This is a genomic window from Halovivax asiaticus JCM 14624 (assembly GCF_000337515.1).
GTDB lineage: Archaea > Halobacteriota > Halobacteria > Halobacteriales > Natrialbaceae > Halovivax > Halovivax asiaticus.
Genome location: NZ_AOIQ01000010.1, coordinates 13,992 through 36,484, shown reverse-complemented (window position 1 = coordinate 36,484; position 22,493 = coordinate 13,992). Strand labels below are relative to the sequence as shown.

At 63.8% G+C, this 22,493-nt stretch carries 23 protein-coding genes; 17 read left to right on the top strand and 6 right to left on the bottom strand.

Going from position 1 to position 22,493, the window contains the following annotated elements; translation table 11 throughout:
* Positions 1-4 precede the first annotated feature (4 nt).
* The 15 genes from C479_RS05970 to C479_RS05900 all read left to right on the top strand — a co-directional run bounded on the left by C479_RS05970 (position 5) and on the right by C479_RS05900 (position 14,343).
* A complete protein-coding gene (locus C479_RS05970; RefSeq protein ID WP_007699386.1) occupies positions 5-229 on the top strand; it encodes a hypothetical protein in 225 nt (74 codons plus the stop codon).
* 191 nt (positions 230-420) lie between these two features.
* Positions 421-1,605, top strand: a complete 1,185-nt coding sequence (locus tag C479_RS05965) for a FlaD/FlaE family flagellar protein (protein ID WP_007699383.1) — start codon at positions 421-423, stop codon at positions 1,603-1,605.
* A 105-nt stretch (positions 1,606-1,710) separates the two neighbouring features.
* Positions 1,711-2,160 carry a flagellin gene (locus C479_RS05960; protein ID WP_007699380.1) on the top strand — a complete coding sequence of 150 codons (450 nt, stop codon included), beginning with the start codon at positions 1,711-1,713 and terminating at the stop codon, positions 2,158-2,160.
* Complete coding sequence (locus C479_RS05955) at positions 2,150-2,617, top strand: flagellin (protein WP_007699377.1); 468 nt, start codon at positions 2,150-2,152, stop codon at positions 2,615-2,617. The genes C479_RS05960 and C479_RS05955 overlap by 11 nt, the downstream gene beginning before the upstream one ends.
* A gap of 2 nt (positions 2,618-2,619) precedes the next feature.
* Positions 2,620-3,348 carry an ATPase domain-containing protein gene (locus C479_RS05950; RefSeq protein WP_049907115.1) on the top strand — a complete coding sequence of 243 codons (729 nt, stop codon included), beginning with the start codon at positions 2,620-2,622 and terminating at the stop codon, positions 3,346-3,348.
* Between the two features lies 1 nt (position 3,349).
* Positions 3,350-5,029 carry a type II/IV secretion system ATPase subunit gene (locus C479_RS05945; RefSeq protein ID WP_007699367.1) on the top strand — a complete coding sequence of 560 codons (1,680 nt, stop codon included), beginning with the start codon at positions 3,350-3,352 and terminating at the stop codon, positions 5,027-5,029.
* Between the two features lie 2 nt (positions 5,030-5,031).
* Positions 5,032-6,753, top strand: coding sequence for an archaellar assembly protein FlaJ (flaJ, locus tag C479_RS05940; RefSeq protein ID WP_007699364.1), 1,722 nt, complete (start codon positions 5,032-5,034; stop codon positions 6,751-6,753).
* A 269-nt stretch (positions 6,754-7,022) separates the two neighbouring features.
* Entirely contained in the window at positions 7,023-7,490 is a 468-nt protein-coding gene (locus C479_RS05935) for a FlaD/FlaE family flagellar protein (protein ID WP_007699362.1), read from the top strand.
* 458 nt (positions 7,491-7,948) lie between these two features.
* The gene (locus C479_RS05930) at positions 7,949-8,452 is read left to right on the top strand and encodes a PadR family transcriptional regulator (protein ID WP_007699360.1); all 504 of its coding nucleotides are present in this window, start codon (positions 7,949-7,951) and stop codon (positions 8,450-8,452) included.
* Between the two features lie 161 nt (positions 8,453-8,613).
* Positions 8,614-9,018: a 30S ribosomal protein S6e gene (locus tag C479_RS05925; protein WP_007699357.1), complete on the top strand. Its 405-nt coding sequence runs from the start codon at positions 8,614-8,616 to the stop codon at positions 9,016-9,018.
* Positions 9,019-9,035: 17 nt separating this feature from the next.
* Positions 9,036-9,470 carry a DUF7112 family protein gene (locus C479_RS05920; RefSeq protein ID WP_007699346.1) on the top strand — a complete coding sequence of 145 codons (435 nt, stop codon included), beginning with the start codon at positions 9,036-9,038 and terminating at the stop codon, positions 9,468-9,470.
* Between the two features lie 91 nt (positions 9,471-9,561).
* Positions 9,562-9,843: a hypothetical protein gene (locus C479_RS05915; RefSeq protein ID WP_007699344.1), complete on the top strand. Its 282-nt coding sequence runs from the start codon at positions 9,562-9,564 to the stop codon at positions 9,841-9,843.
* A 126-nt stretch (positions 9,844-9,969) separates the two neighbouring features.
* Positions 9,970-11,325 (top strand): MBL fold metallo-hydrolase, encoded by a 1,356-nt coding sequence (locus C479_RS05910; protein WP_007699341.1) that lies wholly within the window; start codon positions 9,970-9,972, stop codon positions 11,323-11,325.
* 249 nt (positions 11,326-11,574) lie between these two features.
* Positions 11,575-12,414: a VOC family protein gene (locus tag C479_RS05905; RefSeq protein ID WP_007699337.1), complete on the top strand. Its 840-nt coding sequence runs from the start codon at positions 11,575-11,577 to the stop codon at positions 12,412-12,414.
* A gap of 171 nt (positions 12,415-12,585) precedes the next feature.
* Entirely contained in the window at positions 12,586-14,343 is a 1,758-nt protein-coding gene (locus C479_RS05900; RefSeq protein ID WP_007699334.1) for a hypothetical protein, read from the top strand.
* A gap of 63 nt (positions 14,344-14,406) precedes the next feature.
* Here the strand turns inward: C479_RS05900 and C479_RS05895 are convergent, their stop codons facing one another.
* The 5 genes from C479_RS05895 to C479_RS05880 form a co-directional block, all read right to left on the bottom strand.
* Positions 14,407-15,681, bottom strand: coding sequence for a DUF5305 domain-containing protein (locus C479_RS05895; RefSeq protein WP_007699332.1), 1,275 nt, complete (start codon positions 15,679-15,681; stop codon positions 14,407-14,409).
* Positions 15,682-15,686: 5 nt separating this feature from the next.
* On the bottom strand, positions 15,687-16,838 hold the full coding sequence (locus C479_RS05890; RefSeq protein WP_083893822.1) for a S26 family signal peptidase: 1,152 nt from the start codon (positions 16,836-16,838) through the stop codon (positions 15,687-15,689).
* A gap of 269 nt (positions 16,839-17,107) precedes the next feature.
* A complete protein-coding gene (locus C479_RS16890; protein ID WP_275039659.1) occupies positions 17,108-17,230 on the bottom strand; it encodes a hypothetical protein in 123 nt (40 codons plus the stop codon).
* A gap of 2 nt (positions 17,231-17,232) precedes the next feature.
* The gene (locus C479_RS05885; protein WP_007699326.1) at positions 17,233-17,805 is read right to left on the bottom strand and encodes a hypothetical protein; all 573 of its coding nucleotides are present in this window, start codon (positions 17,803-17,805) and stop codon (positions 17,233-17,235) included.
* Positions 17,806-17,809: 4 nt separating this feature from the next.
* Entirely contained in the window at positions 17,810-18,298 is a 489-nt protein-coding gene (locus tag C479_RS05880) for a DUF1102 domain-containing protein (protein ID WP_007699324.1), read from the bottom strand.
* 456 nt (positions 18,299-18,754) lie between these two features.
* Between C479_RS05880 and C479_RS05875 the strand changes: the two genes are divergently transcribed.
* Complete coding sequence (locus C479_RS05875) at positions 18,755-19,366, top strand: DUF7344 domain-containing protein (RefSeq protein WP_007699321.1); 612 nt, start codon at positions 18,755-18,757, stop codon at positions 19,364-19,366.
* On the top strand, positions 19,363-20,301 hold the full coding sequence (locus tag C479_RS05870; protein ID WP_007699318.1) for a hypothetical protein: 939 nt from the start codon (positions 19,363-19,365) through the stop codon (positions 20,299-20,301). Before C479_RS05875 ends, C479_RS05870 begins: the two co-directional genes overlap by 4 nt.
* 81 nt (positions 20,302-20,382) lie before the next feature.
* On the opposite strand, the gene C479_RS05865 is transcribed toward C479_RS05870, so the two are convergent.
* Positions 20,383-22,353, bottom strand: a complete 1,971-nt coding sequence (locus C479_RS05865) for an aconitate hydratase (RefSeq protein ID WP_007699315.1) — start codon at positions 22,351-22,353, stop codon at positions 20,383-20,385.
* Positions 22,354-22,493 lie beyond the last annotated feature (140 nt).

Here is a 22,493-nt window from a genome sequence, read left to right as displayed (position 1 = left end):
CTGCATGCGTGACCCAACCGATCGGGAGCCGGTCGACCCGGCCCCGCTGCCGCCCGTGCGGTCAGCCCACGTCGACGGGCAGTCCCCGTCGCGTCCACAGCCGTCGGTGCTGCGGAAGTGGCGACGGGCCGTCGGTCGGTCCGTCGATCGCTGGGAGCGGTTGTGTCGTATGGCATCACAGTATCTGGGGATGTACCCCGACGAAGACATTCTCTCGTTCTTCTATTAACCTCCGTATCACTTCACTCGGCGAATCGAGCCTCGACTCACGGCTCGAAACACGGGCCGAATCGGCGGCCGACTCTTCGCGTAGGGCTTTAGGGATGGTATCGGTAGGGATGGGTAGATGAACCCGTCTCGCGCGACAGGGATGGCGTCGCCCCACTTCGACGCTCACGCTCGCTCGATGCGCACACGCCTATGGATCTAACGTTAGCCAATCTCAGGGAGCTCTTCCAGAACCTGCTCGGGAACACGGGTGGCCGCCGTGGTCGCGAACGAGAGCAGGTGCGCCAGCAACAGGCCGACTCACAGGGCGCCGTCACGGACGATCCGGCCGGGCAGGGATTTCCCGGCGAACCGAGCGCCGAGGCGAGCCAACAGCCGGGCGCCGCGGCCGGCCAACAGCAGCCAGCGGGCCAGACTGGTGATCCGGCGAACGCCCAGGGTGCACAGGGAGGGGGAGCGGACGCCACCGACACATCGAGCACCGATCAGTCCACTTCCTCGTTCGACCAGGACCGGCCGGATTCGGACGAGCTCGACGACGACGAAGTGGTCGACGATCTCTACCACCGTATCGAGACGCTCGAAGAGGAACTCGAACGGAACGGCACTCGACTCGGTTCGATTCGCGACGCCCAGGAGAGCGTCAGCGACGACATCGAGGAGGTAAACGACACCGTCCGGCGGCTGCTCGGCGTCTACGACCGACTGACGGAGCAAGTCAACCCGTTCACCGGGGCGGGCGAGGAGGCCGAGGGCTTCGGCGTCTTCGGCGAAAATCACGAGGAAGGGTTCGGATTGAACCAGCAGACCACCGAAACCGGTGGAGCCTCGATTTCCTTCGACGACCTTCGATCGGCAGTCGAGGAGGCGGACGGTGCCGGGGAGCCACAGCGAATTCCCTTCGAAGACGAACTCGACGACGAACCGGGGAAACCGGCCGATGCAGACCGCGAATCCGACGAGACGTCGACGGACGCGTCCGTCGAAGTGCAAGCGACCGACGAGGTAGCTGGGGAAGGAGCTACCGACGTAACCGAGGACGACGATGCGGATGCCGACGACTCGGACGTCACGCTCTCATCGCTTGCGGACACGTATGCGGCAGATCTCCTCGTCTTCGAGTGGCTCACCGAGCTGGTCCGGACCGGTGGACCGTCTGCGACGCTGCGTGCGATTTCGTACTACCACGAGATCGGCTGGATCGACGACGACGTGCGCCAGCATCTCGAGGCCGTCCTCAGCGGGCCGGACCTCGATATTCACGTCGATCCCGAACGGACGCCGGAGGAACTGACCGCGGAGGACCACGCCGACAGTTACGAGTACATCATGAAGCTCCAGGAAGTCCACGAGGCCAGCGCAGAGGTGGAACTCTGATGTCGGTCGGTACTGACGGATATCGTTCGAGCCGGCGTCGAGACTGTCGCCAGCGGTCTCGATTCGCCTCGGCCGACTGGCGCCGTTCAGTTTGGGGGGTAGCCGATGGGATTTAGTTCCAGTGCGGCCGTCGTCATCCTCTTTCTGGGGGTGTTGATCGCGATCGGGATGGTGTTTCCGGTGATGGAGACGGCCTACGAACGACAGTCGGCGGCGATAGAAGAGCGTGACGACCGCGCGCTCGAGGTCAGAAATACGGCGATCGAGGTGGACGGCGCGTACGACTCCGGTACCGACACGCTTACCGTGAACGTCACGAACACCGGCTCGACCACGCTCACGGTCGAACACGTCGACCTCCTCGTCGATGGACAATTCATCACCGGCTGGAACGAATCTGACCGATCAGTCGAGGGTGACTCGGCGCGAACGCTCGTCCAGCCCGGCGAGTTGCTCGAGCTGACCATCGACCGGAACACGGAACCGAACCGACTCAAGGTGATCACCGGAAACGGTGTCGCCAAGACGGTGACGGAGGTCACGAATGTCGGGTGAATCGATCTCGACGCTCATCCTGTTCATCGCGGCGATGCTCGTCGCGGCGAGCGTGGCGGGAACGCTCGTCACGAGCGTCGGTGAACTCAGCGGCTCGATCGACGGTTACAGTGGTGATGTCAGCGACGACATCGAGACGGACGTCGAGATCATCAGCGATCCGGGAAGCGACGCGATCGTCGGAGACAACAATCAGACGGTGACGCTGCTGGTGAAGAACACGGGCGACCGGACGCTCCCGTCGGATGGGACGGAGCTCGATCCGCTCGTCGATGGCAGGTACGTCTCGAACGAGAACCTCTCGGTGACCGTGCTCGAAGAGCCGACGTGGAACGCCGGTACCGTCGCTCAGGTTACGCTCTCCCTCTCGGAACCGCTCGACGCCGGTGAACACCGGGTCATGCTGTCGGTTCGAGGGTCCGAGAGCACGTTCCAGTTCTACTACGGGGGTGCCTGAACGTGGTGGACCACTACCCGCTCGGATTGACGGGGAGTGATCGCGTCGAGAGTGCGTTCGGCGGCGGAATTCCGCAGGGGTCGATCGTGCTCGTCGAAGGGGAAGACGGGGCCGGCAAGAGCGCTATCTCGCAGCGCTTCTCCTACGGCATGGCCGAAGAGGACGTTTACGTGACGTACATCTCGACCGAACTGGCCTCCTGGGAGTTCGTCCAGCAGATGCACTCGCTGTCGTACGACGTGGTCGATCACCTACTGGGCGAGCAACTGTTGTTTCTGCACGCGGACATCGACACCCACAACGATGGCCAGCAGCGGGAACTCCTCACGCGCTTTACGGAGGCGACGACGCTGTGGCAGGCCGACGTCGTCTTCGTCGACAGTCTCTCGGCGTTGCTTCGTAACGATCCCCGCTACGAGGCCGTCGCCGGCACTGGCGACGAGGACCACGTCCTGCAACGGCTGGTCTCGTTCCTTCGGTCGGTGACCGAGCAGGACAAGACGGTGATCTTCACCGTCGACCCGACGAGCGTCGGCGACGACGCCCTCAGGCCGCTTCGGAACGTGGTCGACGTCTACTTCCAGCTCGAGACGAGCTCGGTCGGCCAGGAGATCAGACGAAACGTCAGGGTGCGTCGCTTTCAGAACATGAAAAATCCGGTCGACGACTCGATCGGGTACACGGTTCAGCAGGGCCGTGGCCTCTCGATCGTGAGCAGGACGGTGGCTTAACATGGCTGACTTTGGCTCGACACGACTTTCGAACGAACTGGATGCACTGGCGAGCGAGCACCCGCACCTCGGAGAGCACCTCGAGTGGTTCTACGAGGAGTACACCGAGTACCCTGCGCTGATCGACGAGCCGACCGAGGAGTGGGAGTCTCACCGGCCGAACGTCATCTACGAGGCAGAGGCGCCCATCTTCTGTCACGTCTACGGCGACCTCGGCATCGACACGACCTACTACTGCGTCGAACCGACGCTCGACGAGGCAGACAAGGAGCTGTACGACCGGATCCGCCAGCGGATCCTCGACAAGAGCGTCACCCGGCCGGCGCCGACGAACGACGAGGAGTTCGAGGAACACCTCGACGCACTCCTAGACGAGGTCGTGGAGGTCACGAGCGGGATTACCGGCCAGTCGATCGGCCGCCTCAAATCCCTCGGAACGACCAAGGTCTCGATCTCGCAGCAGCGGTTCGACCGGTTGCGCTACCAGCTCCAGCGTGACATCGTCGGCCTCGGCCCCCTCGAACCGGTCATGGCCGATACGGCTAACGAGGACATTCACGTGATCGGGCCGAAGCAGTGCTACCTCGATCACGGCACGTACGGGATGATCAGCGCCACCGTCGATTTCGGCTCGCCCGAAGAGTTCGAACAGTGGCTGCGAAACATGGGCGAACGGATGAGCCACCCGGTCAGCGACTCGGATCCCATCATCGACTCCACGCTGCCCGATGGCTCGCGTATCAACATCATTTACTCCGACGACGTCTCGGTACAGGGCCCGTCGCTGACCATCCGACAGGGCGAAGAGATCCCGCTGTCGGTCTTTCAGATCACGAAATGGGGGACGATCAGCCCCGAACTCGCCGCCTATCTCTGGCTCTGTCTGGAGAACGAGCAGACCGTCTTCGTCGTCGGCGAGACGGCGTCGGGCAAGACGACGACGCTGAACGCCTCGCTGTCGTTCATCCCTCGGGACTCGAAGATCTATACCGCTGAGGACACGGCCGAGGTCGTCCCGCCCCACGATACCTGGCAGCAACTCCTGACCCGGGAGGGCTCGGGCGACGAGAGTGCCGACGTGGACATGTTCGATCTGGTCGCCGCTGCACTGCGATCGCGCCCCGATTACATCGTCGTCGGGGAGGTCCGTGGAGCGGAGGGGCAGATGGCATTCCAGGCGGCCCAGACGGGCCACCCGGTGATGCTTACCTTCCACGCGAGCGACATCGTCTCGATGATCCAGCGCTTTACCGGCGCGCCGATCAACGTCCCCGAGACGTTCATGGACAACTGCGACGTTGCGCTCTTCCAGAACCGCGTCAAGCAAGGGGACGACGTCCTCCGGCGGGTCACCTCGGTCCAGGAGATCGAGGGCTACTCCGACTACGAGGGCGGCGTCGTCACTCGGCAGGCGTTTCGCTGGGACCCTCGTGACGACGAGGTCGTCTTCACCGGGCGTAACAACTCGTTCGTCCTGGAAGAGCAGATCGCGACGCTGCTGGGCTACGCGGACACGCGAGAGATTTACAACGAACTCGACAGACGAGCGGAGATCATCCGCCAGCTCATCGACGCGGACGTGCTCGGGTACCACGAGGTCAACAAGGCGATCTCCGACTTCCAGCGTGACGGGATCGAAGGGCTGCCCATACAGCCCACCGGGATGCACCAGTTCGCCTGACCATGTCGACGGAGACCCAGTCACAGCCGGATCTGAGTGCGCGGTCGCTGTTGTTCTCGCTCTACCGCGCGTACGAGACGATGGGGATGTCGATCGAGCGGTACGTTCTCCTCGTCATCACGCCCGCGGTTGGACTGTTCGTGGGCGCGCTCGTCGCGCCGTTCGTGGTCGGTCTCCCGCTGTTCGTCGCCGGACCGCTCGTGGCGTTCGGCTTCCTCGCACTGACCACTGCCATCATCTATCCGAAACTCTCCCAGGACCGCCGAAAGAAGCAGGTGAGACAGCGGTTCCACCTGTTCCTGACCCACATCACGGTCCTCTCGATGGCGAACATCAACCGGGTAGAAATCTTCCGGATCCTCGCCGAGGAGGACGAGTATCAGGCGCTGGCCGAGGAGATGGGCTACCTCGTCGCGCTGGTCGACACCTGGAATCAGAGCTTAGACGACGCCTGCCGGATGCGCGCGAAGCAGGTGTCGAGTCCGCTCCTCTCGGACTTCCTCGAACGACTCGCCTACACCGTCGGCGCCGGCCAGGAGATCAGCGAGTTCCTCGTCGAGGAACAAGATTCGATGATTCAGCAGTTTACCACGCGGTACGAGTCGGATCTGGCGAAACTCGACGTGATGAAGGAGCTGTACATGTCGATGATGCTCTCGGTGGCGTTCATCCTCGTCTTCGCCATCGTGTTGCCGATCTTGATCGGGATGAGCCCGACGCTCCTGATCGGATCGACCATCCTGATGTTCTCGATCGTTCAGGCGGCGTTCGTCTACGCGATCCACGTCGTCTCGCCGTACGATCCCGTCTGGTACATCGAGAAGACGGCGGGCGGCGGGCCGACCGAGCGTATCCCGCAGGCGCTCGTCGTCGGGTTCGGTGCCTGCCTCCTCCTTGGTGTCGCCGTGCTCGCGATCCTTCTCGGGGTCACGCCGATTGCACCGGATCGCATTCCGGCGCCGGTCATGGCGGCGATTCCCGTCACGCCGCTGTTGCTCCCCGGCTGGCGAATGCGTCAGGAGGAGAAGAACGTCAAAGAGCGGGATCAGGAGTTTCCGTCGTTCATTCGGGCGCTCGGTGCCGTCGAGAGCGTCAAACAGACCTCCACGTCGAGTGTCCTCTCCTCGTTGCGCAAGAAAGACTTTGGCGCACTCACCAAGAACGTCGACGCCCTCTACAAGCGTCTCCACATGCGCGTCGACAACGTCCGTTCGTGGCGGCTCTTCGCAGCCGAGACTGGCTCGTACCTGATCCAGAAGTTCGGCGATATGTACGTGATGGGACGACAGATGGGTGGCAATCCGCGACTGCTCGGGCAGCTCATCAGTACGAACCAGAGCCACGTCCTCAAGGTCAGAGAGAAGCGCCAGCAAGCGACGACGACGCTGACGGGCGTGCTCTACGGGATCACGGCCTCCTCCGTGTTCTCCTTTTTCATCGGACTCGAAGTCGTAAAGCTCATGATGGATATCACCAACGAGATGGACATCGACCAGCAGATGGTCGGGAACCTCCTCCAGACGGGCCAGTACAACCTGGTGATGATCGAGTACCTGCTGATCGCGACGATCCTGATCAATGCGGCGTTGTCGGCGGTCATGATCCGGTTGACCGACCGTGGTCACCTCATCTCCGGGCTCGTGAACTTCGTCTTTCTCACCTGGCTCGGGGCGATCGTCGCGGTCATCACCGGCCACGTCGTCGGCAGTGTGATGAGCGTCTAAACTATCTTCCCCTACTTCGCCCAGTTTGGCGACCTCGCTTCGTTGCGGGGCTTTCGTGTGGACTCCCGCTCTGGCCGGGATCCCCGGCAGAAGGTTCATGCTCTCCGCTCGTGTTATGCGTCTCGCGATCTGCTCACGGGCGCGCAGCGTCCGTTCGCATGGTCCGAGGACCCGGAGGTCCCTCGCTGTCGAGACTCGACTCAGGGCTCGATACGGAGGGAACTTACTTTGACCGCCCTGACCTCTAGTTGCGTAGTCTGGTCGCCACTATGACGGAATCGACACCACTCCTCGAAAGCTTAGAACAGTCGGTCGGTCGCACCGATGCGACGATCAAGTGGGCGCGCTTCCTCGGGGAAACGTTCGGGACGACGGGTGCGCTCAACTGTCTTCGGTACTACGAAGACCTGGGCTGGATCAGCCCGCTCGTGCGCGAGCAGATGATCTCGTACCTTCGGGGCCTGTCGATGGGGGAGATCCACAACAAGCGCTACGACGAACCGACGACGCTCGAGTATCCGCTCGAATCGCTCTCCGGGACGCTCTTTGGCGCACACGCCCAGTCGCTCGAGTATATCTCCCGAATCAACGGTGACGATCTGGAAGAACACGTCATGGTGGCTCGAATGGCCGAACGTCGCGTCGATCGCCGTATCGACGACGAGTCCGACAACGACGAGGACGGTGGCGGCCAACTCGTCAGCGTTATTCGTGATGATTCGACGTTTTCGGACTGAGCACTCGATCGGGATCCGATCGGTGGATCGCTACCGCCGGCCGAGACAGTATACGTTCAAATCATATATTCGATCCGACTGTATCGCTGCTAGAACCAGTCGTTCGAGTGGCTGAGTTGCACTCCCGGTGCGTGACTAAAACCGGCGTTTCGGCCTTCCTTCCGCCCATTCCGTCGTCCACTGCCGGAATCGGACTGCTGGTAAACGAAATATTATATGTTCCCTCAACACACTTGAATCGTGACCGATTCACGTATTCTTGGCACAACTTGCCCACATTCCCATTGAATATGGCCGGTTAGGTGATGAATGTCCTTAGAGTGTGGATTTCGGTGGACATCTGGGTTTGGGAATGGCCATATTTTTTATAACCCGTGGGTTCATCTGCTGTGATACTTCGGGAGCGAACCATCGCTTCGGCTCCGTCGAACGACGGTTCCCCGACAGGTGATCGGACTATGCGCGATACGACCCCCAACGACACGCACTCAGTGCTCGACGAGCTCGCAACGGCGACTCAGGGCGCAGATTCGACTGAATCGTACGATATCACGATCGGCGCCGTCGAGGATGCGACGCACGATATCGAAGCAGACATCGACGAACTGATGGAGCAGGTTCGCGGCGCACTGCCGACGGACGATGTCCAGTTCGACGAGGCGATCGTCAAAGAAAACTTAGAGGAAGTCCTGCTCATGCTCATCTCGCTGCACGGCGAGACCCACGGCAAGGAACTCCTCTCGGACCTCTCCCAGTTCTTCGGGACGCAGCTCAGCCCTGGAACCGTCTACCCGAGCCTCCACGCACTCGAAGACGAGGAAGTCCTCTCGATGCACGCGAAAGTTCGCACCAAGGAGTACGCGATCGACGACGAAGACGCCGTCAGAGGTCGTGTCGAGCGCACGATGGTCCAGCACCTCGCGTTCGGCCTGTTGCTGTACGCGTTCTTGCCCCGACTGTAGTTTTCCGGGTCGATTCCGGCTCGAACGTTCGGTAGCGACGGCATTCGACGACGTAGCCGGCCGAAATGTGGCGGCCCTGTACGAGTGGCTGGGGTCACTGACGCCCCGACCCGTCGGCTCGGTTCGATGTCCTTTTGAGCGACCGCCGAGTTGTCCCACGCATGGCAACCTTCAATGTCGTCGTCGGCGACCCGGATTCGGGGCTGGCCTACCAGCTCGAAGCCGACGGACAGGACGCGAATCGATTCATGGGCAAGTCGATCGGTGACGAGGTCGACGGCGGCGCACTCGGCCTCGACGGCTACACGCTCGAGATCACGGGCGGGTCCGACGAGACCGGCCGGCCGCTGCACGCTGGCGTGACTGGCTCGTCGCTTACCGAGGTCATGATGCGCGAAACCGGGACCGGCTACCACCAGCGTCGCGACGGCGAGCGACGCCGTGTCACGGTTCGCGGTCGCGAGATCGCAGACGACGTGAGCCAGATCAACGCCACCGTCACCGAGTCCGGCTCGACCGCCATCGACGAACTGCTCGGCGAGGGCGACGACGAGGCTGAGGAGTAACTCGGAGGCGAGTTCTCGTGGCAGATCGTATCGCCAGCGACCACCCGTCGGTCGAGACGGTTCGGACGTCGTGCGTGGCCACGGCGACCGGCCATCGACTCGAGATTCCGGCCGACGCAGTCGAGCTGGTGCCGGCGGACGACGTCGTCCGGCTGGTCGTCGACGGTGACGAACGCTCGGCTCGCATCGAGCCGGCGCTCACCGGCGAGACCCGGTCGATCACGGGCGTCTACGAGTCACCGAGTCTCGCTCGAACGCCTGGCGAGGGAACGGACCTGCTCGAGGCGTGGCTCGACGAGAACGGCATCGACGACGGCTCGTCGGTGTTGCTCGACGTCGTCGAAGCGGACTTTTACTACGGGCTCCGAACCCCCGGCGAATCGACGGTGTACGCGGCCAAAGAACCGCCGTCGGACTCGCTCGCCTCGATCGCCGAGGATCTGGAGGACTGAGTCGATCGGCTTCGACGGGTTATTTGTCGCCGCCGCGGCGTCGCCACGACCGTGACGGTCCACCCAAGTATCATGCGGTCGTACGGCCCCTGTGAGTCTCGATCCCGGCCGCCTCGAAGTTCGGCTCCGCGCAGCCTACGGTGGCACGGTCGGCGAATCCAGGGTCGTCGTTCGCCAGGCCGTCGACCTCGAAGCCAGCGGGCAGTACGAGGCCGACGTCGGCGTCCCGCTCTCGACCGAGTTGGTGCTCGACGAACTCGCCGACGCACCGGACGGGACACCGGCGGACCGCTGGAACTGGTGGATCGGATCGCTGGAGGTCGCCTACGGTGGCTACGGTCAGTTCGGGGTCCGGCGCTTCCGATCGGAGTGACGTTCCCGTTCGCCGAACCAGATCGCATCCGATCGCCAGGCCGGTCGACGGCTTGCGGGGGCGCCACTGTGAGTTACGATCGTCGAACCGACGGATCCAAACGGCGCTCGCCCCTAGCTCGCCCAGATGGAGGTCGAGTTTCTCGGCGGGGCGCGCGAGATCGGGCGGAGCGCCATCCTCGTCGACGATCGCCTGCTGCTCGACTACGGGATGGACTCCGGCGACCCGCCACAGTTCCCGATCCGCGACCCAGATCCCGACGCCGTCGTCGTCAGCCACGGCCATCTGGATCACGTCGGGTCGCTCCCCTCGCTGCTCTCGGGCGACGCTCGCCCACCGGTCCACTGGACGCCGCCGACGCGCGATCTCGCGCTCTTGCTGGCGAGGGATACCCTGAACCTCCACGGTGGGACCTACGACTGTCCGTTTACGGAGGCCGAGATCGCTCGTCTCACGCAGGTCTCGGAGACGCACGGCTATCGCGAGCCGTTCCCCGTCCTCGGCGGCACCGATGCCGGCGGCTACGACGTTACGTTTTACGACGCCGGCCACGTCCCCGGGAGCGCCCACGTGCTCGTCAGCGAGGGACGAAGTCCCTCGAGCAATCGGACGCAGTCCGATGACGACGACGGCGAGACCCGGTTGCTCTACTCCGGGGATTTCAACACCGAGGACCAGCAGTTGCTCGCCGGATCGACGGCCCGCCCGGACGCCGACGCGGTGATCGTCGAGAGTACCTACGCCGACACCACCCGCCCGCCCCGGGCCGACATCGAGGCCGCGTTCGTCGAGCGCCTCCGGACGACGCTGTGGGAAGGTGGAACAGTGGTCGTTCCGGCCTTCGCCATCGGGCGAACACAGGAGGTGCTGGCCATCTGCGCCGAACACGACATCGATTGTTACGCGGACGGGATGGGCACGCGCGTCGCCGACCTGCTCGGCCGCGAGCGAAACCGGGACTTCTTGCGCGACCCGGACGTCCTCCGTCGAGCGACCGCGAACGCCCGGTTCGTCGACGGCCGGGACGGCCAGCGCAAGAGCGGAGCACTTGCTGGCCGCGCGAGACGCGGTGCGTCTCGCGGACAACGAACGCGGATCGCCGCCCAGAATACCGTGATCGTCACGACGAGCGGGATGCTCCACGGCGGCCCGGCCATGACCTACGTTCCCGAGATCCGGGACCACCCGGTCAACACGATCGCGTTCACGGGCTATCAGGTCGAGAGCACGCCAGGCCGCGAACTGCTCGACACCGGTCGCGCCGAGATCGACGGGCGACTCATGCCGATCAGCGCACAGGCCGAACACTACGACTTCTCGGCTCACGCCGACCGTAACGGCCTCCTGGACTTTCTCGACGCCTACGACGACGCCGAGATTCTCGTCAATCACGGCGACCGGTGTGAACACTTCGCCGCGGCCCTACGCGAGGACGGCTACGCGGCCCGGGCTCCGGAACTCGGTAGCGTCACGACGGTCTGAGCGGCCGTCTCGCAGGGCTCCCGACTACTGCCAGCCACTGACGGACTGCAGGTGACACCGGTGTGACCTGGTGACGGGGGCGGCCGGGAAGGTATTACACAGTCGCGGCCTTCTAGAGGGACGACAGCACTCGTCGGACGACAGTACGGACGCCCTCGCACGTCTGCGGTCGTCCCGAGCCACGTTCCCCGCCGGTGGTGATGCGTCATCACCTGGGACAAACTGCCCTTGACTCACCCACGACTTCAGATGCCACAGACACCACCCATTCCGGACACCGCACGTATCGGACGCGTCGCACTCCGCGTCGCCGACCTCGACGAACTCACCGACTTCTACCGGACCGTCGTCGGCCTCTCCGTCCTGTCGCGTTCGGAGCGCGAGGTGGCACTCGGTGTCGACGGAACGCCCCTGCTCGTGCTGCAGGAAGATACCGAGGCGACGCCGAGAGGTTCCGCGCAGGCGGGGCTGTTCCACACCGCGTTCCTCGTTCCCTCCCGGGCCGCACTCGGTGCGGCACTCGAACGCGTGCGAGTGGCCGGGGAACTCGAGGGCGCTTCCGATCACGACGTGAGCGAGGCGCTGTACCTCACCGATCCGGAGGGAAACGGCGTGGAGATCTACGCGGACAAACCCCGTGAGGTGTGGCCGCGAGCGGACGACGGGTCGATCCGCATGCGAACGCTCCCGCTCGACCTCGACACTATCGCGGCGGCGTCCGATGGGGCGGCCGACGCACCGGCGGACACGACGATCGGTCACGTCCACCTCGAGACGACCGACCTCGGCGCCGCGCGCTCGTTCTACGCCGACATGCTCGGCCTGCGCGTCCAGATGGCCGGACAGGGCGCCCTCTTCACCTCGATCGGCGACTATCACCACCACGTCGGGGTGAACGCATGGAACGGTCGGTCCGAACCCGCCGGTGGCCAGGGCCTCGAGTGGTTCGAGTTCGTCGTCCCGGACTCTGAAACGTTTGCGAGCAGTAAGAACCGCTTCCGTGAGGCCGATATCGCCGTCACCGATACCAGCGAAGGGATAGCGTTCACCGACCCAGACGAGATCGGTATTCGATTACGGTCGGAGTGACCGTCACGGCTCTGATGCTCGACTACGGTGATGGGGCCATCGAATGCGACCAGTTGAACCCACAATTGCCCTTATTAGAATGTTGCATCACGACGGGATAGTGCCGATGGAAACTATTATATGCAAGACGAATTTATTGTTTGAGTATCACTTGATGAGGGACCTGTTCCTATGGCCAAACACTTCAGCAGGCGGTCGACGATTGCTTCTGGATTCGCTACGCTAGCGACCGCGACGCTGGCTGGTTGTCTCGGCGACATTCCTACGAACGACCCGAACGGGACCGATTCGGACGGCGACTCGGCGACCGACGAAGACGCTGCGAGGCTATACACCGCCCGGGACGAGCTCGTTGGAACGGTCTCGATCGCACAGGAGGGGAGTCACCTGACGGTGGCGTTCGAGACCGGTGATTCGCCGTGGACGATCAGCCAGGCGTCCCTCCACGTTGGATCAGCCGACTCCGACATTCCCAGAAACGACAACGGAAACCCGCACGTACACCAATTCGAACGGGTAACGCAACCGGACAGTCCCACTGATACGATCGAATTCGCCGACGTCGGTATCGACGACGGTCTCGAGCAGGTCGTCGTCGCAGGGCACGCAGTGGTCCAGCGGGAGTTCCAGACGACGGACGTCTGGGCTGGGACCAAGTCGATACCAGATACCGCAGATTGGGCCCGGTACTTCGAACACGATCTTACAGCATCCGAACAGCCACGTAGCGATGTTCCGGGAATGAGGGGCCGGATCGTCACGGCGAACGGTGATCCAGGAGCGGACGACCAACTCGACGTGCTCGGTCCCCAAGACGGGTCACCCGAGTTCGATACCACGTACACCGACGAAAACGGCGCCTTCCACACGATGTTCACCGAACCGGGGACATACTCACTGGGATATAATCAGCGGGTGCAGCGGGAAACGAACACGCCAGAACGGGACGGCTCGCCGGACATCTACAGTCTCGACCCGGTTGAGGTCGGAGACGAAGTCCTGGAACTGGGAACGATCGAACTCCCGGACGCCCACGTCCTTGACGTCCGCGTCGTCGACGATGCTGGGACGCCCATAGCGGGTGCACCCGTCAACTTCCTCCACCGTGATTCCTGGGAAATCGGACGGGGACAACAGACCAATGCTGATGGGTACTTCCAGTACGAGAATCTCGACGTCACCGGGATCGAACTACATGGTGCCGTCCGAATTCAGGTCTGGGAACCGGGTGTCGACCCCGAACCGGGTAATTACGCAGCCCAACGCCAGATCGAACTCGACGGACCGCGGACCGAGGAATTCGTACTCGATCGAGGAGCGGGCGAACTCGCGATCACCGGCACGATTTCCGGCCCGGATGGCGAGCTGGCGACTGGCGATCGAGTACAGATCCGGGGCCCGCGACGCTCGAACGAACATCCGACGAAGGAGTACCGCACGACCACGGATCACGGCGGGTACTTCAGCGCCGAGGTCGAGAACCCGGGAGCCTACGCACTCGGGTACATTCAGGAGCAAGACGGCGATCCGACCTCCCCGGAACGAGATGGGATGCCGGACATCTACCACTTCGACCTCGTAGACATCGACGGCGTGGTCGATCTCGGCGACGTCGAACTCCCCCAAGCGCACGTCCTCGACGTACGCGTCGTGGACGCGAGTGGAAACCCGGTGGAAGGCGCCCACGCCTGCGTCTGGAGTTGTTCACCCGATGGCTCGTCGTGCTGGGGTTCGGCCCCTCGGGAGACGAACGCGGACGGTTACTTCCAGTATGATGGCCTCGGCGAGAGCGGCGCCGAACTCGTCGGGGACATCACGATCCAGGTGTGGTCCCCCGACGTGGCCGACCCGGGCTTCGACAATATCGCCGACGAACGGGAGATCGAACTCACCGAATCTCGGACGGAGGAGTTCGTGGTGGACGGCTAACGGGGACAGGTATCGGACTCGCAATCGGTCGCGACTCTCTCTCTCTCTTGTCTCCGTCTCTCCTCACGACTCTGGCGGTCCGTCAGTGTTCGAGCCGGTCCCATCGCTGCGTGCCGTGAAAACGCCATCGCCCGGTTCGTCGGGAGCTGATCCGGCGGCACTCGATTCGTCGCTCGTGAGAACGATCTCGCCTGTCTTGCTCGCTCGATCGGGGCCAGCGGCGGAACTCCCGTCGACAGTCCCCGACGAGTGGCGCTGCGGCGGCCTCGGTGGCTCGTAACTGTAGAGGATCTCGTCGGCCACGACGAGGTACGTCCGTTCGAGTGGGTCGTAGTGGAGCCCGGTCCTGAGGTCGATCGCCAGCTGGGCCAGGTGCGCGAGTGATTCGACCGACGCGCGAGGCCGATCGGTGACGGCGGCGGGAAGGCTCGCGGGAGTGACCAGTTCGCCGTGTTCGTCGACGTCGGCGCGGTAGTCGAGCCACTCGCGTTCGGCGGTTGTGAGTGCGTGATACCGTCGGGTCGCGACGGCAACCCCGCCGAGTCCGCCCAATCCGGCGAGCAGGAAAAGCGGTCCACCGACCGACTCGATTGGGCCGGCTGACTCGCTCACCGTGACGGTTTCGGCGTCCCGATACGGTTCCGTTATGGTCTCGTCGTCGAACCCGTACGTTCCGCCGTCGATGGTCATGGGGATCCGATGCGTCTCACTGGTCGAGCGCTCGGCGCCCGCGATCGATCCGTCGACCGAGACGGTGGCCTGCAGGAATACGCTGTTCTCGCCGGGTCGCGCGCCGAGTTCGGCCTGGATCGTTTCGATACGGTCGACGACGTCGGAGACGGGAACGTCCAGGTCGATGGTGACAGTCTCACCCGGTTCGACGTCGGTCTGTGTCGTCGACGCGACCGGTTCGGCCGACTCCCAGTACACCGTGTTCCCCTCGACCGCCTGGACGTATCGATCGATCGAGATGTCGACGTCGGCCGTCCCGTCGGGCGCGTCGTAGGTGACGGCGTACTCGCCGTCGGTCGTCGGCGTCACGGCGGTGAAGTACCGCGGTCGATCCTCCAGGACCGTTCCCGCGGCGTAGAGCGTCGTGGAGTCTGTAACCTCGGCGCTGTGGTGGAACTCGCCGGAGAGCGACCAGGCTTCGTCCGTCCGTACCTCTGTCGTCTCCGGCTGGGCCGCGTAGGCACCGTAGCAGAACCAGCCGCCCATCGCGGCGGTGGCGAGCAGCGCCACGACCAGTATCGGTCGGTACTCGGCGAGAAACGCACGGAATCGAAGCCGCCGGTCGTCGGTCGAATCAGTCTCGTGTGGGATCGGATCGTGTTCCATTGTAGTCACCGTCGGTTCGGTCGCCGTCGCGAACGCTCGGTTCGGGCCTGTCCTCCCGCACGTGGGCTGGCGTCTACGCGTCGCCAGAGGACGCGGGCGAGTCCGTACGTTCCACCGCCGAGCGTGGCGAGGATTGCAAGCTGTGCGACCACGGGATGCACCCCGTGGAGGGCGTCGAGGACTGGGCTCGGAAGGAGACGCAGATACCGCTGTTCGGTCACCGCGGTCGGGTAGTACCCCGTCTGGTCGGGGGCGCTGATCGCGAGCGCCACGTCGGTCGCGGAGCGTGGGCCAACCGTCACCCGTTCGGATCCGGCCTGCACGTGATCGCCGCCGTCGACGTACGCGACGACGGGGACGAGTCCGTCGTTTTCGACCCGGTAGGTCGTCTCCGCGGTCGTTCCCTGCCTGACGACCGTCGGGTCGTCGGAATCGAACTCGGCACTGACGAGGTCGTAGTGCTGTGTGCCGCCGGGAACGATCATAGCTCCGGCGCCTGCGACGACTACGAGGAGCGCGAACCCGGCACAGAGATATCGTGGATCGATCGGGGAAGATTCGTCGGACGCGAAGCGAGACTGTGTGGTCGTGCGGCGTCGGTCACGAAGGGTCTCGACGCCGTACCACAGCACCGAGAGGACGAACAGCACCGCCGCGCCGCCGCTCGACCCCACACCGTTTCGGACACCCAGCGCGCCCGTGGCGGCACCGTTCACCCCGTCGACCCACCGGCTGATCGTCGCGCTGACCGTACCCAGATGTGGAATCGTCACGACCTGCCCGTCGACCTGCCAGGCCGTCGCGTGAATTTGCTCGTCGGTGACCGGTGGTTCGCCACCGTCCTGATCGGTAAACGGATTCGCGTCACCGCGTGTGACGTAGCCAGCCCCGGTTTCGTCGACGATCCGGTGGGTGGTCAGCCCACCGCCCTGGATATCACGTGCGTCGAAGACCACGACGTCGCCCGGCTCCGGGTCGTCACTGACGGCCGTCGGTATCGCGACGAACCCATCTCCAGCGGGAATCTCCGGTTCCATGCTCCCCGTCTCGACGAATCCGAGCAGGATCGGGTATCCGAGTACTTGGCCGACTATCAGGAGGCATACGACGACTCCGGCTCCCACCGCCAATCCCCGACCCGCTCGGCCTATTCCCATCTATTACGGTATGCTATTTTGAAACATTTATTTCTACCTTCTATTGTTCTTACGGAGGAAGGGACTGCCGACCTCGGTTACGGTTGGCCCAATAGCGACCACGTCCGGAATCGGCAGGGATCGGTTCCGGACAGGAACATCGTCGGTCGATTTTTCCACCGACTGCTCTGATCGGTCGAGTTGGCGCTATTCACGAAGATTTCGCGGCCGGCCGAGACGCCCGCTGGACCGACGACGGGCGGTAGCCACCCGCGAACGATTATCCTCGATTAGGCGTCGAAGAGCCGCTCCAGTTCCGCGTCGATCGTTTCCCTGTCGAGATCGGTGTCGCTCAGGTCGATCTCGACGTCGGCCAGTTCCTCGTAGTCGGCGAGTGTCGGTGCAGTATCCATCGTCAGGCCTCCGCAGTGATCAGGAGTTCGTCGTCGATTTCCACTTCGTCGATCGCGCTCTCCGGGAACGCGACGGCCGCGAGGCTGAAGTCGGTCTCCTCGCCTGGGGCGAGGTCGGTGATCGAGAGCACCCCGCGGTCGGGATCGACACTCCAACTGCCGCTCTGTGGGACGAGCAAGACGCCCAGAACGCCGTCGATGCTCGGCGGGAAGATGCTTCCGGATACATCGAGGAACGTGAGCGGCGAGACGGCGAGTTCGACCTCGTTCGTCCCCTGATTCTGGATCGTGAACAGGTTCGCGACCCCCGTCAGAGCGTTCGCATTGACGCCGTCGCCGGCGACGGCGCCGTTGTCGTCGGTCAATTCTACTGCCAGCTCGCCGTCGTCCATCGTCGCGTACGCGCCGTTAGGACCGTCGTGTGGCCGGATACTCAGGTAGCCGTCGGCGTCGTCCGCGACCGTAATGCTGACGTCCCGTTCGGCCTCGACGCTGTCGAACGCCCCGGTGCCGAGTGCGAGGCCGCCACCGCCGACGATCGCACCGGCACTCAGGACGAATGTTCGTCGTTCCATCGTCCTAGTTATCGACCGCGTGGAACACGACCGAGTCGACCAGTTGTTCGTCGACGTCGATCGCATTGTCCGTCGTGTCGACGACGAGGCTGATGTCGGCGCTCTCACCGACGGCGAGCTCGATGCCGTCGGCGAGTGCGTCGCCGTTTCCGTCCTCGAACGCGACTGCATCCGGGTGCTGGCCGGATTTCGTCACCTCGACGGTGACCGGCTGGGTCCCCTGATTTGCAATCTCGAACAGAGAACCGAACTCGGTCACGGCGTTCGGGTTCACACCCGAGCCGCCCGATGGCGTTGCATTATCGCCGCTGAGGTCGAGCGCGAGCGTGCCACCATCGCCGTCGTCGGTGACGTAGTGTGAATCAGTGCCCTTCAATCGCAGGTAGGCGGATGCGTCGTCCGCAACCGCGACGTCGATATCTCGAGCGGCCGTCACAGAGGTGAACGCGCCGGTTCCGACCATCGCAGCGGCGCCCGATGCCAGTGCTCCCATCCCGATTACGAATTTACGTCGTTGCATAGTTGGTATCGCCCCTTCCGGGACGAGTCGACCCACCCGTGAGACGGGTATTGTAATACGGTAGTGGACTCGACTCCGGTCGGCATTGACCGACGGTCAACCACTCGAGTGGGTTCCTCAACCCCTCGAATACGAGGCGCACTGCAGTATGTGGGGCCCGTTGATCACTGGTCAATTGATAGTTTCTCTTCCATTATTGGTTGGGGCGATACATTGACTGGGGTCAACGAACCGTTGAGCGCGGTCACTGACAGCCTTCGACGATGCCGTCCCTACGCTTCGATGTGTGTGTGGTCAACTGACGCCATCCGTCGCCCCGAGTTATCGCCGATCAGACCGTACCGTCCGCTACTATAATACTGGGGGTACAAAACTCGAATGATATTAATAGTTACTTTTATTTTATGGACGATAGTTGGTTTCGTCCGAATGGGGGGCACGATACACGATACGATCGACAGGAGCGGCTCGTCGCCGGCGGAGAGCCGTCGACTGACGGAAGACGAGTTGTTCGAGTTGTTGGCGAACGGTCGACGACGCCACATCCTCAACGCACTCCTGCGCGAAGGAACGACCCTGGATATCGGGACCATCTCTCAGGAGATCGCCGCGCAGGAAGACGGACTCGACTTCGAAGACGTCTCGAGCAAGGATCGAAAACGCGTCTACACGGCACTGCAGCAATCACACCTGCCGAAGTTGGATCGGTCGGGTGTCGTCGACTTCGATCGGGACCGTGGCACGGTCGAGCCGACGGCGGCGCTCGAGAACGTCGAGATCTACATGGACGTCGTTCGTGGCCGCGAACTCCCGTGGAGCGATTACTATCTGGGACTCGCGGCACTCTCCGTGCTCGTCCTCGTCGCCTCGTCGTTCTCGGTGGTTCCGTTCACCGTCTTGCCAGCCCGTGCAGTCCCGGTGTTCGTCGTCGTCTCGTTCAGCGTATTCGCACTCGCACACCGGTACGTCGCCCGTCGCTCTCGCCTCGGAATCGACGAGGATCGACTCGGCGTCGAATTTGATTACCGGGAGCACCGATGACGTACACGAGACGCGCAGCGGCGCTCGCCATCCTCGGTTCGGGGACGCTACTGGCGGCCGGAACCCTCGGCTCGTCCACCACCGAGATCGACAGACGGGTGTCGGTCGCCACCGCCGACGATGCGGACGCGTATCTCGGGCTCGTCGAGGACGGTGACGGCGTCGAGGCGAGTGGCACCCTCTTCGACGCCGAGGGTTCGCGATCGGCACCAGCGACTGTTTCGATCGCGAATCGACTGACCGAGTCGGTGACCGTTTCCCTCCGGTCTGGGGCCGACGGGCTGCAATTTCGTCGCCTCGGAGGGGGAACGACCCGGTGTGGCACCCGGCCACTCACGCTCCCAGCGCTCGACCCGGGCACTGCTCACACTGTCGCCATCTCGCCAGCAGACCCGCTCGATCCCGTCTCCGACGCCGTGACGTTTCAGGCCCGATCGGAAACGGGGGAGACGACAGCAACCCTCCGGCGATCGCTCTCGCTCGACGCTGCGGGAATCGCCGTGATCTCGGCTGGAGACTACGAAATCGTCCTCTCTCGGCGGGCGCGCCCGAACTCGATCGGTCTCGGGGTGATCGACGGCCGATCGGGAGCACACATCCGCTGCAGACAGGTTTCCGTTCCCGGATTTCGACAGACTGGGGGCCTTCTCGTTCGGTTCGAGCGGTCCTCGGCCATCGATCAGCCGTCCGTGCCGGTCGCTGCCGATGCGAATCAGGCTGCCGTTTCGACCGAGTCGGCCGATCCCGGCGGGTCGGTCGGCCCACCCACTGTTCGAACGGGCGCAGGCGTGACGGCGACCGTCAGCGAGCGCGACGCTTCCATCCATGACACCTCGGTGACCGGCGCTTTCGACGTTCTCCTCACCGGTGAGGAGGCAACTAGCGACGGCTCGCTGCCGCTCGTCACGATTCGGCTTCCGACGGGCTCGCGGTGACCGTCTCGAACGACGAATCGACCGAGCGTGAACCGACAGACGGCCGAAAAACAGAGAGACAAATCCGACAGGTCGGAAGCGTCAGTCGTCTGCCGGTGCGTCGGATCCGGACTGCGCCTGTGCCTTGGTCCAGGAGAGTTTGCCGCCAGCGGCGAGAATGTCGCGTTCGCGCTGAGAGGCGTCGAGCGTCGCGGTGTACTCCTCGTCGCCGTTGACCGTCACGGTGAACTCGGAGCGCCCTTCGGAGACGCCGGTCTCGACGTCCTCGACGATTTCGACCTCGTCGCCCTGGTCGATGCCGTCGTAGGCGTCCTCGTCGATGACGAGCGGGACGATGCCGAAGTTGAAGAGATTCGCGCGGTGGATCCGGGCGAAGCTCTGGGCGAGGACGGCCTCGACGCCCAGGTGCATCGGACACATCGCGGCGTGTTCGCGGGAGGAGCCCTGGCCGTAGTTCTCGCCGGCGAGCAGGACGCCGCCGTCGGCCTCGGCCGCGCGGTCGGCGAAGGTCTCGTCGACGCGGCTGAGTGTGAACTCCGAGAGCTTGTCGATGTTCGAGCGGTACATCAGGATGTCCTGCGTCGCGGGGATGATGTGGTCCGTCGTGATGTTGTCGTCCATCTTGAGCAGGACCTCACCCTCGATGTCCTCGTCGATGCCCTCGCGCAGTGGTACCTCGCCGATGTTCGGGCCCTTGACGAGCTCGTCGTCGACGGCCTCGTCGGGGGTGATGAGGTCGGCCTTCGAGGCGTTGTACTCTTCGGCGAGCTCGAAGCCGGGCGCCTCCAAGTCGCCGAGCTCGTCGGACAGGTCCCGCGGATCGATAATTTCGCCCTTGAGCGCGGCAGCGGCGGCGACTTCCGGCGAGCAGAGGTAGACGTTGTCGTCCTCGATGCCTGAGCGCCCCTCGAAGTTGCGGTTGAAGGTGCGCAGCGAGACGGAGTTGGAAGCCGGGACGTGGCCGATGCCGATGCAAGCGCCACAGGTCGCCTCGGAGAAGTTGACGCCGGCGGCCATCATCTCGGCGACCCAGCCCTGGCGGGCGAGCAGTTCGGAGGCCTGCTTCGAGCCCGGGGCGACGATCATCTCGGTCTTCTTGTTGACCTCACGTCCCTCGAGCATCTTCGCGGCCGGGAGGACGTCCTCGTAGGCGCCGTTCGTACAGGAGCCGACGATGACCTGGTCGACGTCGGTGCCAGCGACCTCGCTGACGGGGACGACCTTGTCCGGCATCGACGGCTGTGCGATCAGCGGTTCGAGGTCCGAGAGGTCGACGACGATCTCGTCGTCGTACTCGGCGTCGTCGTCCGGCTGGAGCGGGACGTACTCGCCGCCGCGGCCGACGCGTTCTAAGTAGTCCTCGGTCTGTTCGTCGGTCGGGAAGATCGAGGAGGTCGCACCGAGTTCGGTGCCCATGTTCGTGATCGTCATCCGCTCGGGGGCGGTGAGCGTCTCGACGCCCGGCCCCGTGTACTCAAGAATCTTGCCAACGCCGCCCTTCACGGTGAGGCGTCGCAGAAGTTCGAGGATGACGTCCTTCGCGGTCGCCCAGTCGGGCAGTTCGCCCTCGAGGCGGACGTTGACGACTTCGGGCATCTCGATGTAGTACGGCGCGCCGCCCATGGCGACCGTGACGTCGATCCCGCCGGCACCGATGGCGAGTTCGCCGAGACCGCCGGGGGTCGGCGTGTGCGAGTCGGAACCCAGTAGCGTCTTGCCGGGGGCGGCGAAGTTCTCGCGGTGGACGTTGTGGCAGATACCGTTGCCGGGGCGAGAGAAGTGAGCGCCGTAGGTGCCGGCAGCGGAGCGCAGGAAGCGGTGGTCGTCCGTGTTCTTGAAGTCGAACTGGTAGGTCTGGTGGTCACAGTACTGGGCGGCGATCTCGGTCTGGACTTCGTCCAGCCCCATCGCCTCGAACTGCAGCCAGACCATCGTTCCCGTCGTGTCCTGTGTGAGGACCTGATCGATCTCGATGCCGATCTCCTCGCCAGTTTCGAGGTCGCCCTCGACGAGGTGATCCTCGAGAATCTTCTCGGTAAGTGTTTGTCCCATAGCGTCTCCAAATCCACTATCAGCCCTGATAAAACCAGCGTGTTTCTACGCTCTGCGCCCGCCGAATCTGGATGATGCACGGATGATCGCGCGAATATTGCACGAACGGTGACGAACCCGCGAAACGGCTGCTCGAACGC

Bases quoted from the DNA above. Each gene is read 5' to 3' on its own strand.
- C479_RS05970 (WP_007699386.1), top strand. From the start codon at position 5: ATGCGTGACCCAACCGATCGGGAGCCGGTCGACCCGGCCCCGCTGCCG.
- C479_RS05965 (WP_007699383.1), top strand. From the start codon at position 421: ATGGATCTAACGTTAGCCAATCTCAGGGAGCTCTTCCAGAACCTGCTC.
- C479_RS05960 (WP_007699380.1), top strand. From the start codon at position 1,711: ATGGGATTTAGTTCCAGTGCGGCCGTCGTCATCCTCTTTCTGGGGGTG.
- C479_RS05955 (WP_007699377.1), top strand. From the start codon at position 2,150: ATGTCGGGTGAATCGATCTCGACGCTCATCCTGTTCATCGCGGCGATG.
- C479_RS05945 (WP_007699367.1), top strand. From the start codon at position 3,350: ATGGCTGACTTTGGCTCGACACGACTTTCGAACGAACTGGATGCACTG.
- flaJ (WP_007699364.1), top strand. From the start codon at position 5,032: ATGTCGACGGAGACCCAGTCACAGCCGGATCTGAGTGCGCGGTCGCTG.
- C479_RS05935 (WP_007699362.1), top strand. From the start codon at position 7,023: ATGACGGAATCGACACCACTCCTCGAAAGCTTAGAACAGTCGGTCGGT.
- C479_RS05930 (WP_007699360.1), top strand. From the start codon at position 7,949: ATGCGCGATACGACCCCCAACGACACGCACTCAGTGCTCGACGAGCTC.
- C479_RS05925 (WP_007699357.1), top strand. From the start codon at position 8,614: ATGGCAACCTTCAATGTCGTCGTCGGCGACCCGGATTCGGGGCTGGCC.
- C479_RS05910 (WP_007699341.1), top strand. From the start codon at position 9,970: ATGGAGGTCGAGTTTCTCGGCGGGGCGCGCGAGATCGGGCGGAGCGCC.
- C479_RS05905 (WP_007699337.1), top strand. From the start codon at position 11,575: ATGCCACAGACACCACCCATTCCGGACACCGCACGTATCGGACGCGTC.
- C479_RS05900 (WP_007699334.1), top strand. From the start codon at position 12,586: ATGGCCAAACACTTCAGCAGGCGGTCGACGATTGCTTCTGGATTCGCT.
- C479_RS05895 (WP_007699332.1), bottom strand. From the start codon at position 15,681: ATGGAACACGATCCGATCCCACACGAGACTGATTCGACCGACGACCGG.
- C479_RS05890 (WP_083893822.1), bottom strand. From the start codon at position 16,838: ATGGGAATAGGCCGAGCGGGTCGGGGATTGGCGGTGGGAGCCGGAGTC.
- C479_RS16890 (WP_275039659.1), bottom strand. From the start codon at position 17,230: ATGGATACTGCACCGACACTCGCCGACTACGAGGAACTGGCCGACGTC.
- C479_RS05885 (WP_007699326.1), bottom strand. From the start codon at position 17,805: ATGGAACGACGAACATTCGTCCTGAGTGCCGGTGCGATCGTCGGCGGT.
- C479_RS05880 (WP_007699324.1), bottom strand. From the start codon at position 18,298: ATGGGAGCACTGGCATCGGGCGCCGCTGCGATGGTCGGAACCGGCGCG.
- C479_RS05875 (WP_007699321.1), top strand. From the start codon at position 18,755: ATGGGGGGCACGATACACGATACGATCGACAGGAGCGGCTCGTCGCCG.
- C479_RS05870 (WP_007699318.1), top strand. From the start codon at position 19,363: ATGACGTACACGAGACGCGCAGCGGCGCTCGCCATCCTCGGTTCGGGG.
- C479_RS05865 (WP_007699315.1), bottom strand. From the start codon at position 22,353: ATGGGACAAACACTTACCGAGAAGATTCTCGAGGATCACCTCGTCGAG.